Origin of the sequence: Serpentinicella alkaliphila, assembly GCF_018141405.1 — a bacterium.
Taxonomy (GTDB): Bacteria; Bacillota; Clostridia; order Peptostreptococcales; family Natronincolaceae; genus Serpentinicella; species Serpentinicella alkaliphila.
On sequence record NZ_CP058648.1, the window covers coordinates 44225 to 57180 of the forward strand.

15 protein-coding genes and 1 other annotated feature are annotated in these 12956 nt (G+C 31.7%); of the genes, 4 read left to right on the forward strand and 11 right to left on the reverse strand.

Translation table 11 applies throughout. The annotated features are described in order from the left end of the window. Positions 1 to 2: 2 nt before the first annotated feature. From HZR23_RS00385 to HZR23_RS00395, 3 genes are read right to left on the reverse strand one after another with little or no spacing between them, the layout of a single operon-like run. Entirely contained in the window at positions 3 to 476 is a 474-nt protein-coding gene (locus HZR23_RS00385) for a methylglyoxal synthase (protein WP_132849432.1), read from the reverse strand. Between the two features lie 32 nt (positions 477 to 508). Beyond that, a complete protein-coding gene (locus tag HZR23_RS00390) occupies positions 509 to 1405 on the reverse strand; it encodes a LiaI-LiaF-like domain-containing protein (RefSeq protein ID WP_132849433.1) in 897 nt (298 codons plus the stop codon). A 4-nt stretch (positions 1406 to 1409) separates the two neighbouring features. Beyond that, positions 1410 to 1844, reverse strand: coding sequence for a PspC domain-containing protein (locus HZR23_RS00395; RefSeq protein ID WP_249536712.1), 435 nt, complete (start codon positions 1842 to 1844; stop codon positions 1410 to 1412). Between the two features lie 250 nt (positions 1845 to 2094). On the opposite strand from HZR23_RS00395, the gene HZR23_RS16710 reads away from it, so the two are divergent. The 3 genes from HZR23_RS16710 to HZR23_RS16720 are packed head-to-tail and all read left to right on the forward strand — an operon-like array spanning position 2095 to position 3271. After that, the gene (locus HZR23_RS16710; protein WP_249536713.1) at positions 2095 to 2682 is read left to right on the forward strand and encodes an IS110 family transposase; all 588 of its coding nucleotides are present in this window, start codon (positions 2095 to 2097) and stop codon (positions 2680 to 2682) included. A gap of 5 nt (positions 2683 to 2687) precedes the next feature. After that, positions 2688 to 2948, forward strand: a complete 261-nt coding sequence (locus HZR23_RS16715) for a hypothetical protein (RefSeq protein ID WP_249536714.1) — start codon at positions 2688 to 2690, stop codon at positions 2946 to 2948. Positions 2949 to 2980: 32 nt separating this feature from the next. Then, a complete protein-coding gene (locus tag HZR23_RS16720) occupies positions 2981 to 3271 on the forward strand; it encodes a transposase (protein ID WP_249536715.1) in 291 nt (96 codons plus the stop codon). A gap of 160 nt (positions 3272 to 3431) precedes the next feature. On the opposite strand, the gene HZR23_RS00405 is transcribed toward HZR23_RS16720, so the two are convergent. From HZR23_RS00405 to HZR23_RS00425, 5 genes are all read right to left on the reverse strand, one after another. Then, a complete protein-coding gene (locus tag HZR23_RS00405) occupies positions 3432 to 3671 on the reverse strand; it encodes a PspC domain-containing protein (RefSeq protein ID WP_132847894.1) in 240 nt (79 codons plus the stop codon). A 136-nt stretch (positions 3672 to 3807) separates the two neighbouring features. Next, positions 3808 to 5178 carry an MATE family efflux transporter gene (locus tag HZR23_RS00410; RefSeq protein ID WP_132847893.1) on the reverse strand — a complete coding sequence of 457 codons (1371 nt, stop codon included), beginning with the start codon at positions 5176 to 5178 and terminating at the stop codon, positions 3808 to 3810. A gap of 121 nt (positions 5179 to 5299) precedes the next feature. Next, positions 5300 to 5632, reverse strand: a complete 333-nt coding sequence (locus HZR23_RS00415; protein ID WP_132847892.1) for a hypothetical protein — start codon at positions 5630 to 5632, stop codon at positions 5300 to 5302. A 13-nt stretch (positions 5633 to 5645) separates the two neighbouring features. After that, on the reverse strand, positions 5646 to 5795 hold the full coding sequence (locus HZR23_RS00420) for a hypothetical protein (protein ID WP_165913633.1): 150 nt from the start codon (positions 5793 to 5795) through the stop codon (positions 5646 to 5648). An 84-nt stretch (positions 5796 to 5879) separates the two neighbouring features. Next, positions 5880 to 6734, reverse strand: coding sequence for a CPBP family intramembrane glutamic endopeptidase (locus HZR23_RS00425; protein WP_132847891.1), 855 nt, complete (start codon positions 6732 to 6734; stop codon positions 5880 to 5882). A gap of 163 nt (positions 6735 to 6897) precedes the next feature. Here HZR23_RS00425 and HZR23_RS00430 point away from each other — a divergent pair, with 163 nt between their 5' ends. Further along, on the forward strand, positions 6898 to 8139 hold the full coding sequence (locus HZR23_RS00430; protein WP_132847890.1) for a nitrilase-related carbon-nitrogen hydrolase: 1242 nt from the start codon (positions 6898 to 6900) through the stop codon (positions 8137 to 8139). Between the two features lie 32 nt (positions 8140 to 8171). On the opposite strand, the gene tyrS is transcribed toward HZR23_RS00430, so the two are convergent. The 3 genes from tyrS to HZR23_RS00445 all read right to left on the reverse strand — a co-directional run bounded on the left by tyrS (position 8172) and on the right by HZR23_RS00445 (position 12909). Continuing rightward, positions 8172 to 9398 carry a tyrosine--tRNA ligase gene (gene tyrS, locus HZR23_RS00435; RefSeq protein WP_132847889.1) on the reverse strand — a complete coding sequence of 409 codons (1227 nt, stop codon included), beginning with the start codon at positions 9396 to 9398 and terminating at the stop codon, positions 8172 to 8174. A gap of 51 nt (positions 9399 to 9449) precedes the next feature. Next, positions 9450 to 9655, reverse strand: a binding site (T-box leader). Positions 9656 to 9721: 66 nt separating this feature from the next. Then, on the reverse strand, positions 9722 to 12142 hold the full coding sequence (locus HZR23_RS00440) for a DUF3656 domain-containing U32 family peptidase (RefSeq protein ID WP_132847888.1): 2421 nt from the start codon (positions 12140 to 12142) through the stop codon (positions 9722 to 9724). A gap of 173 nt (positions 12143 to 12315) precedes the next feature. Beyond that, the gene (locus HZR23_RS00445) at positions 12316 to 12909 is read right to left on the reverse strand and encodes a hypothetical protein (RefSeq protein WP_132847887.1); all 594 of its coding nucleotides are present in this window, start codon (positions 12907 to 12909) and stop codon (positions 12316 to 12318) included. Between the last annotated feature and the right edge of the window lie 47 nt (positions 12910 to 12956).

Below are 12956 nucleotides of genomic sequence, written 5' to 3' on the forward strand. Positions count from 1 at the left end.
TTTTAATATTGTCTATCTTTTTTCTTTGCAATTCTTTCTGAGTAATCTATAATTTTTCTATTATATTGCTGTTCCATTAAAGGCGACGCTAATAAAAAATCCGCTGTTGATTCATTGTTTGCAATTGGGATATTGTAAAGTGCAGCAATTCTGAGTAATGCCTTTACATCTGGATCGTGGGGCTGTGATTCAAGTGGATCCCAAAAGAAAATCATAAAATTTATTGTCCCCTCTGCTATTCTAGCACCGATTTGTTGATCTCCACCTAATGGCCCGCTTTTAAACCCTTTTATCTCTAAACCGGTTGCCTCACTTATTAATTTCGATGTAGTTCCAGTACCACAAAGAATATGATTCTTTAACTTTTCTTGGTTATCTTTAGCCCATATAATTAAATCATTTTTTCTATTATCGTGGGCAATCAAAGCAATGCTTTTCTGTTTACCTAAAGTTTTTACTTGGTTATTTTCACTCATAGTATTTACCTTTCCCTTTGATTATGTTATTATTACTCTCCAAAGAATACGTTCATATTCCCTACTCCCATTTTTAAATCAACATACAGTTTATTTTCTGTCTCTTCATAATTTGGTGATATATATTCTCTACCTAATCTAGTCCAACCTAAATCTTTCAAGTTAGTACTACTCAAAACACTAGTGGAATTAATCTTTACTCCAGTGCTACTTGGTATATATAGCTTTAAATTAGATGCCCCAGCATTGATTTCAGCAGTTGTATTAGATGCTAATGCTCCAAATCTTATATCTAAATCCCCTGCTCCTACTTGAATTTTTAACTCCTCTATCAATATATCTCTAAAATCTAAATTTCCAGCTATTGCACCTACTTTAGCATGAATTTTCCAAGGTATTTCTGTATTTAAAGATAGATTAATTTTTTGATTTATTCTATTTCTATTGAAAAATTCTTCCGATGAATTTTCTATGTTTATATTTGCATGTCTATTGTTATTATTAGTTTCTACACTATGATATATAGTATCATTTGCCTTAATATCTACAAGTGCTTCAGAGGTGCCACCAACTATCCCTAAATCTGTTCCCCCAAGCTTTAATTCTAAATATGCAGATTCAATTGACTCATCCATAAGAACGGCATTTCCTTGAGTGTAACTAGAATCATAGGAATGATGCATATATTTATAATTCCCAGTGAAAACCGAATATCCTATCAAAGCTGCAATAAAAATAATCCATGTAAAAATCCTAATCACATAGTTTTTCTTAAACATGATATTTATTCCAACAATGATTAAAAGCAAAGGCCACAGAGTAACTATGTTGAATATAAATGACCAGCTGATTATTCCTAAGTTTGCCAGTAGAAATACTAAACCTAGTGTTATTAAAAACAAGCCTGACATCCATTTATTCTTATCCACTATATTACTCCCTTCCTTTAAATATAATAAACAAACCGAAAAATACTAATACCAGTGGCCAAAGTTGTGACATTCTTAACCAATAAAGACCGAAAACTCTTTGAAGTAAATAAACTGACCCTATAGCTATTAGAGCACCACCTACAATGATATTCCCTTTGTTTGAGTAGTTTTTATACGTCTCATTAGATTTGTAACTTGTGTCATATTCTTCACAGGTACTATGAGGGTTTTCGGGTATAATTACCATTGCAATTATATAACCAATAATTCCTGCTCCGCCGAAAATAGAAAATAAAATCCAAAAAAGTCTTACTACAGTAGGATCTATATCAAAATACTCGCCTATTCCCCCACAAACCCCAGAAATTACACTATTCTCCTTTGAGAGATATATTCTTTTTTTTTGCATACTAATCACCTTGTATAATGAAAACATAGGGGAAGTCATTATACATTTTCCTTTCTAGATTATTTTCTATATAATCTTTATAGGCGCTGTGGATTAGTTTGTTCACCTACGGCATTTGTCCCTATCTGACCGACTGTTTCTTTTGAGGCTATAACCACAGCTCTATGTTCATTTGTTAATTAGTTAGATAACGCTTTGACGTTTTATATATAGCAAGGATACATTTAACATAGGGTTTGTGGAAACATAGCGTACTATATTTAAGGAGTTGATTACTATGTTATTTGTGGGCATTGATGTTGCCAAAGCTAAACACGATTGCTGTATCTTAGACTCTGATGGTGTTATTCATACTAATTCTTTACGTATTTCTAATTCTAAGGAAGGTTTTGATACCCTATATTCTTCTATCCTTTCTGCTCTTGGCTCCAAGAGTATTAACAACGTAAAAATAGGACTTGAATCAACAGGTCATTACAGCACAAATATCACAAATTATCTGTATTCCAAAGGCTTTCAGGTCACCATCCTAAATCCATTGGCTACTAATCTTTTCCGTAAGGCTCAAACCCTTAGGAAAACTAAAACAGATAAGACCGACGCTAAGGTCATTGCAACTATGCTCTTTACTGATGAATCTAAATCCTATTCACCAGTATCATATCAGATTCAGGAGCTAAAGTCACTAACAAGACACCGTCATAGAATGGTTAGTTACCGTTCTAGACTTAAACTTTCAGTTAGTCGCTTAATAGATATCATTTTTCCTGAATTGCCAAGCTTATTTTGGTCTATACACCAAAGTTCCAGCTATGCATTATTAATTGAATTACCAACCCCGATAGTATTTACAACTGCAATCTGACAAAGTTGACAAACCTAATAAGAACGACCTCTAAAGGTAAATATAGCAAAGAGAAAGCAATTGCTTTAAAAGAGCTTGCTATCAAATCTATTGGGTCAAGCAATCGCTCTACAGCCTTCGAATTACAACAAACTATTCGCCTCATACAATCTGTACAAACAGAAATAGATGCATTAGATAATCAAATTAAATTAGTCGTACAAGAACTCAATACCCCACTCATTACTATTCCTGGCATTGGATATACTCTAGTGCCATTATATTAGTTGAAATTGGTCATATTGATCGTTTCTCCAACTTGCCTAAACTTCTTGCATTTGCAGGTATGGATCCTTCTACTTACCAATCTGGGACTTACAATGCATCTAAAACTCCAATGGTTAAGAGAGGCTCTACATACCTTAGGTGGGCTATTATGCAAGCATCTAGACTTGTTGCTATGCGCGATAAAGTCTTTAGTGATTATATGGTCAAAAAGCGTTCTGAAGGCAAACACTTCAATGTTGCCAGATGCCATGTCGGTAAAAAGTTAATTAGGGTAATTTACTACCTCCTAAAAAACAATACTGCATTTGTTCCACAAGTCTAATTTAATCTATTTTTTTCAGAGCAACTGAGTTGCTCTGTTTGTCATGCATTTTTTTGTAATAGATGTCTTTAAAATTATTTTCTTCATGACTTCTTTAAATACGAAATTTTTCTTGACTTCATATAGTTAGTCTCATTAAAATATATTTACTAATTTATATTTACTTATCTTCATCTTCAATAATTTCAGCTTCAACTATATTGCTTGAACGGAAATTAGGTTGTTGAGGTATTATAAGCATAGCAATTATATAACCTAAAACCCCTGCTCCACCTGCTAAAGAAAATAGTACCCAACCTAGTCTTATTATTGTAGGATCTACGTCCATATACTCTGCAATACCACCGCATACTCCTGCAAGTTTCTTATCTTTCTTTGACAAATACAACCTTTTTCCCATTTTTACATCTCCTCTATCCATATACTTTATCAATATAAATAAAATATCCTCTATATTTATTATATAGAATAAGAGGGGAATATTCTACATATACCTTACAATATTTGTTATAAAGAGCAGAAAATAAAACAATCCCTTACTCCTGGAGATTGTTTTCAATTTCGTTATCAGTATTTAATTGTTTAACTTCTTTTAATAAAAAGATACCTGTTAATATTGATGCTATAGTATCAGATACTGGCACCGCTAACCATACACCATATAAACCTAAAAAATTTGGTAATATTAATAGCATCGGTATTAATACTATAACCTGTCGTGATAAGGATAAAAACATCGACTTTTTAGGTTTGCCCACTGCCATAAAATAGTTTGAACCTACTATTTGGAAGCCTATAACAGGAAGAGTAACTAAAAATATTCTCAAACCCTCGGTCCCTATTCTAACTAATTCTAAGTCATCTCTATTGAATAGATTTATTAAAGAATGGGGATATAGCCTAGTCAGTATAAAGCCTAATGACACTATCATTGTAGCAGCAGTAATACTTGATTTAAGAGTTTCCTTAACTCTATCAAATCGCTTCGCTCCATAGTTATAGCCTATAATTGGTTGTGAGCCTTGATTAATTCCAATAATTGGCATTAGAATAAACATCGAAACACTATGTATTATACCTAAGGCAGATATAGCAATATCTCCCCCATAAACACTAAGCTGCTTATTGAATATTGTAATAACTACACTTGAGCCAAATTGTAAAGCACAGGGTGCTGAACCTATAGCCAAAATATTTTTAATAACTGCTGGGTGCAACTTCATATTTTCAATTCTTATCTTTAATAAGCTTTTTTGCCTAAAGAAAAAGGCTAAAACCCAAATTGATGATACCCCTTGGGCTATAATAGTTGCGTATGCGGCCCCACGAATTCCCCACCCAAAGACAAAAATAAAGAGTGGGTCTAGTACTATATTAGTAATAGCACCTATAAGCATAGTGATCATAGCTATTCTTGGATTCCCTTCAGCCCTTATAAAGTTATTCATACCAAAGCCGATGGCTTGAAATACTGCTCCACCTAATATTATTCTCAAATACTCTCTTGCATAGGGCAATACTTCTTGACTTGCACCAAATAGCATTAAAATAGAATCTAGAAATACTAATCCTACAACAGAAACTAGTAGTGTTATACCTATTAATAATAGTACTGAATTACCTAAAATAAGTTCTGCTTCATTTCTTTTTTGCTCACCAAGTTTTATAGATACTAGTGCCGCTCCACCTACTCCTACTAACATCCCTAAGGCCATTAAAACTAGCATAATCGGAAAACCTATGGTGATACCTGCTAATGCCTCTGCACCTACACCTCTACCTATAAAAATTCTATCAACCACGTTATACAATGCATTTACAATCATCCCTATTGTTGCTGGGAGTGAGTATTTAAATAATAGCTTCCATACTTTTTCTTCTGATAATTGCTTTGATCTTTCGTCCATAAAATACCTTCTTTCATTCGTTCAAAATAAATTTAATTGAATAACAACGTATTAATGTTATCATTAAGACCAATTTTTATCAATTTATTAATAAAAATAAGCAGTAGGTTCTTATATCCCACTACTTATTTATACCACCAAGAAATGCTTTAAATACCTCTTCAAAAGGTAATTTACCTACCTGTTGCATAGCCTTTTCTAACTCAGACTTTTCAGTTTTTTTCAAAGAGCCCGTAAGAACAATATCTATACCCTGATTTCTCCTTATAACGACTGATGCAACTTCTAAACAATCACCTAAAAGCCCCGCTATAACTAATAGCTGATCTGGATTAATACCCAGCCTTCTACAGGTCTCTTCTCTATCTTTACCTAAGGTTTTAATCTGATCATTAATTCCTAATTGCTCAATCGCCTTATTAACTAATTCCTCTAGTTGATCTGATGGAAACATAAGCTCCTCCCTTCTATTGTTTTATACCTTTAGCAGGTATAACAATGGGTACTCTTGGGGATGGAGTAAGATTAATCTGCTCGATTCCAGTGATAAAAAGAAAGGCTAAACCTAGTGTTATAAATAAAAGTAAGTTCCTATTACAATTCCTATTTTTCGTCATATAATCACCACCCACTATACACTTATAATATTATATTTTTTAAAATGTATAGACGTGCCTGACCCTAGACCAAAATAAAAAAAATTATGCGGGTTCCACATCAGACTCTATAAAATTTTCCTCACCTTTTTTTCTATTAGTCCATAGATTTCTAGTCGTTAATATAATAGTAAGTGTACTTATGGTAAATAAAACTATATAACTAATTTGACCTCCAACATTTATAAATCCTAATATAACACTAGTACTATTCCAAAATATATGAATTAAAACAGGTGCCCAAATAGACCTTATCCATATATAAGACAGGGCTAAAATTATTCCGCCAAAGAAAGTATAAACCATTTGAAGTGTATTACCATGGACGAATCCAAAAATTAGTGCTTGGGCGAATATAGCAAAGTATATGTTTAGATCATGTTTCAAATTGTTAAAAATCAAACCTCTAAATAGTATCTCCTCAAAAACTGGAACTATAATTCCAATAGAAAAAATAATTAGTAAAAAGGGTTGTTGTTTCGTTACAGAGTCTATTGTTTTACTATGATTCGGAAAAAACTCATGAATTGATGTAATCATTAACAGACTACTTAGAAAAATACTTATTGCCATTCCTAACAGAGAACAAACTACTTTATCCTTCCTAGATAATTTGCTAAAATTTATATACTCTATAAAATTTATCTTTCTGATTTTAAATATTAACCAGTAAATAAGTAAGGCCATAAGCGCTGATAAAATTATAAAAATATTTATATTATTATAAAAAAATTCATTAACATTTTTTAATATTATATCATAGGTTATTTCTCCAGACATGTACACTGGGTATAAAGTCATCATAATAAGTCCTAAAAATAGTCCAACGAATAAATCAGCTGAGAAATAAATCATTAGATAACCTAGTACTACTAGAACACTTTTAAATCCCTTATTCATAATGTTGTCCCCTCGCTTTATTTAAAAATCTAGTAATATTCTGATATATTATCCACATAAGCTATTCTAACATAATATTGTTTCTTATGTATCATCATATTGTATAAAACCTCATACTACTATAAAATATGTTTAACAAGACTAGAAGAAATGAGGTGCCCATATGTCTGTTATTAATATTGCACTGGCTCAAATGAACATAATAAAGGGGGATTACGAGAAAAATTTAGAAACCGTAAACCGTTTATTAGATTCAATTAATGAAAAAGTTGATGTTATAGCCTTACCTGAAATGTGGTCAGTTGATTTTGATTATCGCAGAATGAAAGAACATGGAGAGAAAAGTTCAATTGTTACAAAGGATTTAAGCGCCATTGCTCAAAAATTTCAATCAGTTGTAATCGGTGGAAGCATTCCTGAAACAATTGGTGACAAAATATTTAATGCTTCATTTGTATACGATAGACAGGGTAAAATTCAAGATAAGTACTTTAAAATGCATTTAGTCTCTGGTACTAATCTAGAAGGTGAGGTATTCGAACCTGGTAATTGGATTCCTTTATTCCATGTAAATAACATCCCTTTTGGTATTGCTAATTGCTATGATATAAGATTTCCTGAATTATTTAGAGGTATTGCACTTCGAAATGCAAAGGTAATCTTCGTTATAGCCCAATATTCTAATCCTTTATATAACATATGGATTACTTTGTTAAAGGCAAGAGCAATAGAAAACCAAGTTTATATTGTTGCTGTTAATCGGGTTGGAAAGATATACTTTGGTCATTCTATAGTTATTTCACCTACAGGTGAAGTAATTTATGAGGCAGATGATAAAGAAGGCCTACATTTAATTAAAATTGATACATCCGAAGTTGATACAATTCAGGGTAGCAGAAGGGACTCTGATATGCTTAATATGTTTGCATATAATAGGCTAGTTTATAGAAATAACTTCATTGGTGTAGGTGGAATTGTGGAAAAAAATAATAAAATACTTTTTGTCAAACAAAATTATGGTAAACAAAAAGGTATGTGGTTTTTGCCTGGAGGTTATTTAGATAGGGGGGAAATGCTTGAACATGGTATTGAGCGAGAAGTATTTGAGGAAACAACCGTTAAGGCTAAATGCGAAAACATTTTAGCCATTCGTGCCCTTAAAAATAATGATGTTATTGATTGCTATATAGTTTTCAAAATGAAATATATTGACGGTACGCCACAGTCAGATAACTTTGAAAATACGGATGTTAGATTTTTTTCTATGGAGGAAATAAGTAATAGTAATGAAATCACCATGTTAGCAAAGGAGATTAGTTTGAGTTATCTTTGTAATAAAAATAATAAACTTATTTCTGATGGAAACTTTTTGTCAGATCAGGGTCTATGTAAGCTTTATATATAAATAATTAGGTAGGCAATGCCTACCTAATCTATTTAAACAAGTCTAACTTGATGATATACCTTTTTACCTTTACGAATCAATAGCTTATTATCCTTAAATCTATCCAAATTAATTACTAGATTTGGATCACTTATACTTTCCTCATCAATAGTCAATCCACCCTGTTGAATTAAACGTCTGCCTTCAGCTCTTGAAGGTATTAAGGCTAATTCTTGTAATAAGGTTAAAATGTCTTTGCCTTCCTCGAAATCCGTAGTATTCATTTCTGTAAATGGTATATTAGCTAAATTCGCACCGCCTGAGAATAGTGCCTTAGCGGCTTCTTGTGCTTTTTGGGCTTCTTCTTCACCATGCACTAATTTAGTTACTTCAAAGGCTAAAACTTCTTTAGCTTTGTTGATTTCTGAGCCTTCTAATGCACCAAGTCTTCTTACCTCATCCATTGGTAAGAATGTTAATAAAGCTAAGGTCTTCTCAACATCTCTATCATCTATATTACGGATATATTGGTAGAACTCATAAGGTGATGTTTTATCCCCATCAAGCCAAATAGTTCCAGACTCAGTTTTGCCCATTTTTTTACCTTCACTTGTTGTAAGAAGTTTAAAAGTGAGGGCATATACTGACTCTCCTTCAACCTTTCTTATTAATTCATAACCACTTAAAATATTTGACCATTGATCATTACCACCTAACTGCAATTTACAGTTATAACGTCTAAATAATTCTAAGAAATCATAGGATTGCATTATCATATAGTTAAACTCTAAAAAGGTTAAGCCCCCATCTAATCTTGATTTATAGCATTCTGCTCCTAACATTCTATTAATAGAGAAGAACCTTCCAATTTCTCTTAAAAAATCAATATAGTTTAGATTTAGTAGCCAGTCAGCATTATTAACCAAAAGTGCTTTGTCATCGTCAAAATTAATAAATCTTGAAAGTTGTTGTTTAAAACGCTCCGCATTATGGCCAATTTGCTCTATTGTTAACATCTTTCGCATATCTGTTTTTCCAGATGGATCACCTACCATAGTGGTTCCACCACCTAAAAGTGCAATAGGCCTGTGGCCTGCCCTTTGCATATGCATCATTGCAACTACTTGTAGAAAGTGTCCTAAGTGTAAGCTATCTGCCGTAGCGTCAAAACCTATATAAAAAGATACACTTTCTTTTTCTAAAAGCTCTCTTAATTCCTCCGGATGTGTAGCTTGTTCAACAAAGCCACGCTCAGATAAAACATCAAAAATATTTGCCATAACAATTCCTCCTACTCTATTTTTCAAAAACAAAAAAGAGCCTTTCCATCCTATAAGGACGAGAAGACTCGTGGTACCACCTTAATTCACATTCTATAAAAGATTGCCTTAAAATTACTATAACGGGTAATAGCCGCAATGGTTTCCCATTGTAACTCCAGAGTGTAATTCGCTACTTAAGCATTACAAACTTTTCACCCACCAGTCTGCTCTCTAAAATATAACCTAAGTGCTACTTATTCTTTCATAGTTTTAAAATTTGTTGTTTTAGTTTCTTGTATATTATTATATTTTTACCACTATTGTCAAGTGTTAAATAAAAACTATTCAATATCTTTAAAATAGTGACCTCTAGTATATTTAAAGCCAAGTTGTTCTACATCAAAATATCTTCTATTATTATATATCTCCATTATACTTAGTATGGAATCCGGTGATTCGTTAGTTATATCAAGCCTTAACACATTAACTTTTGAATTCAAAAAGTTTTCTATTTTATCCCCCATAAAAATAGGATGACTATTATATATAACAGTACGCCCTAAAGCATCTCTAGAAATTGGGAAAGAATAATCCTTTTCATCTCTTAAACTCCAATTTAACTTATGCTTAGGCTCTTTGCAGCTGTTACATTTTTTATCACATACATTTTCATTTATAGCGGGGCAGTATTCAGTCGTCATAACCGAAGTCTTTCCATAAACTATACACTCGATTTCAATATCTGTATCAACATTTAAATTAGAAATAGACTTTAAATCCAGTTCCTGTGATAAAGTAACTCCTGAAACCTTTAACTCACTAAATTCCTTTACTGTAAAACTATTGAATATATTTAAGGTCATATCAGTAACAATGTTTAAGCTTGAATAGTTTTCCTTAAGATATTTTAGCATCCCTAAATCACCAACTAAAACTCCATCTAATTGATTATTTTTAATAACTGAGTCATATAACTTAAACTCATTATCCTTTATAATATTAGGGGTTTTCAAGTAGATTTCACAGTTGCTATTTCTACATAAATCAAGAGCCTTAGAAATATTATCAATGTCACTAAAATATATTCTATCTACCTTTTTTTGAAGGACTACCTTTAGTTGATCTAAATCCTCTACTTTAACAGATAACTTAAATTCTTTATTAGTATTTATTTTTTTATATATTGGTTCTGAATCTACATCCTTTAGTTTTTGTTGTTTTCTGTTATTTCTATTCCTTCTTAGTTCAATTAAACTATTAACCGCGTCTCTCCTAAGCTCATTTATAACTGATAATGGTACTGCACATTCAGGTTTTAAATCTATATCCATAGATACTAACTCAAAAGGGGTATTATTAAGCTTTTTTAAATTAGTTAAAAGCTTTTCTTCAGTTAAAGCTACTTTTTGTGCCTTCTCAACTGTAGATGTACTCTTTAAATTTACTGTGTTTTTTAGGTCGTCATATAAAGTAAGCTCAATTGGTTTACCTATCTCTATCTTTATATTACCCTTTATAGAATTCTTTTTATTTTCAATATCCTTCTCATAGGTCTTTTCAAGCTCTTTTATTAATTGACTGTCCAAGGTTTTATATACTTCGTCTCCAGTACATATAATATCCTTTAATTCAATTTCCACAGTTTCACCTTTTTTTGCTTCATGGGTTAACCTATTATTTTTATATATTTTATTAACGGTTCCACCGGTCTCCGATTTACCCCAAACCTCAATTCCATCTCCATGTACTATGTCATCCTCTAATGATATAGTAAATCGCCCCAAAGCTTTGTTAAATGCCGAAACTTTACCTAGATAAATCCCACTATTATTTGGTTTATCAATATTTATAACCTGTTTATTTCTCTCACTGAACAAATAACCTTTAGTAAATTTCCTATTGAACACCTGGGCTATCTTTTTCTGAATTTCCTTATCCTTTAATTCTTTTCCTGTACTTAAATATAAATCTATAGCTTTTCTATATGCTCCTACTATTGCAGCTACATATTGAGGCTTTTTCATTCTTCCCTCTATTTTAAAAGATGTAACCCCACTATTAATTAAAGCTGATATATTCTCCAAAGTATTTAAATCTCTCATACTCATATAGTAAAATGGACGACCTTTTCCATGCTGATTATTTGAATCAATTAATTCATATTTTTTTCTACAAGGTTGGGCACACTTACCTCTGTTTCCACTTCTTCCTCCAATAAAGCTACTCATTAAACATTGACCTGAGTAACTAACACATAAGGCCCCGTGCACAAACACCTCTAATTCTACTCCAGTATTTCTTTTAATTACGTCTATTTCCTCTAAACCTAACTCCCTGGCTAGTACCACCCTTTTAGCCCCAAGTTCTTTTAAGAGCTTTACACCGTAACTATTATGTAAGGTCATCTGAGTGCTACAATGTATTTCAAAGTCTGGATATAGCTCTTTTATTAACTTCAGTGCCCCTAAATCCTGTACTATCACTGCATCAACATCTGTATTATATAAAAAATTTATATATTCCAATAGTTTGTTAATCTCGCTATCCTTTACTAGGGTGTTTACAGCAAAATATATTTTTACTCCACGTATATGGGCATACTCAACTGCCTCTTTTATTCTTTCCCTGCTAAAATTCGAAGCATAAGCTCTAGCACTAAATTCCGTTCCACCCATATATATGGCATCAGCTCCGTTTTGAACTGCTGCTACTAATGCTTCATAACTTCCAGCGGGAGCTAGTAATTCTATTTCTCTTTTCATTATTTAACAACCTCTCTTTGGTTTTTGACATTAATATTATATCACTTGGAAAACTTTTTAAAATAATTTCTTAAATAAAAATTTAAAAAGCCCAGATTCTAATTAAAAATCTAGGCCTCCGAAATTATAAAATTTAATACTAAAATGCTTTTTTAACTTCTCTAAATGTTATGTCAATCTTCATTCATATTAAATACTTCTACATTTTTAAGCTGGCCCATTTCCTCTATTTTACTAACTAGTCCCTCATAATTTTCAAACTTCTTTATAGTTATAGCTTCACTAAAATTTTCCAAAGAATCTATACTTTCTACATACCTTATTCTAATCCCATACTGTGTAAATCTGGCAGCATAAATATAACCAATTTGTATTGATTTAATATTTTCCCATCGATAAAAACTAGACGGTTCCTTTTGATATATGGAGTAAATCCTGATCCCGTCATTATCTATAGTAATACCCATATTTTTAAAAAATAGTAAGTGTAGTGCTACTAATACTGGTATCATTGACATTCCGAGTAAAAGTATGCTATTTTCCTTTTGTTCATTTGCACCCGAAAGTGCAAAATATCTTATCATCTCTTCTGCGTTCATATCACTTAGTTGGATATTTAGATTTTTTGATTTAGCTATTATTTTATTAGCTTCTATAATGCCACCAATTGCATTTATAACTAGCGGTGTTATTATAAGTATTATTATAATTAAATATATCATTTGTTTCTTTTTGTTTAGTTTATATTCCGTTACTTTATAGGACAATAAAATTCTCCTTTCTAATAACACATTTACATGAATTCGAAAAAAAA

Coding starts and splice junctions, on each gene's coding strand:
- HZR23_RS00385 (WP_132849432.1), bottom strand. CDS start 476: ATGAGTGAAAATAACCAAGTAAAAACTTTAGGTAAACAGAAAAGCATT.
- HZR23_RS00395 (WP_249536712.1), bottom strand. CDS start 1,844: ATGTTTTCATTATACAAGGTGATTAGTATGCAAAAAAAAAGAATATAT.
- HZR23_RS16710 (WP_249536713.1), top strand. CDS start 2,095: ATGTTATTTGTGGGCATTGATGTTGCCAAAGCTAAACACGATTGCTGT.
- HZR23_RS00405 (WP_132847894.1), bottom strand. CDS start 3,671: ATGGGAAAAAGGTTGTATTTGTCAAAGAAAGATAAGAAACTTGCAGGA.
- HZR23_RS00410 (WP_132847893.1), bottom strand. CDS start 5,178: ATGGACGAAAGATCAAAGCAATTATCAGAAGAAAAAGTATGGAAGCTA.
- HZR23_RS00415 (WP_132847892.1), bottom strand. CDS start 5,632: ATGTTTCCATCAGATCAACTAGAGGAATTAGTTAATAAGGCGATTGAG.
- HZR23_RS00420 (WP_165913633.1), bottom strand. CDS start 5,795: ATGACGAAAAATAGGAATTGTAATAGGAACTTACTTTTATTTATAACA.
- HZR23_RS00425 (WP_132847891.1), bottom strand. CDS start 6,734: ATGAATAAGGGATTTAAAAGTGTTCTAGTAGTACTAGGTTATCTAATG.
- HZR23_RS00430 (WP_132847890.1), top strand. CDS start 6,898: ATGTCTGTTATTAATATTGCACTGGCTCAAATGAACATAATAAAGGGG.
- tyrS (WP_132847889.1), bottom strand. CDS start 9,398: ATGGCAAATATTTTTGATGTTTTATCTGAGCGTGGCTTTGTTGAACAA.
- HZR23_RS00440 (WP_132847888.1), bottom strand. CDS start 12,142: ATGAAAAGAGAAATAGAATTACTAGCTCCCGCTGGAAGTTATGAAGCA.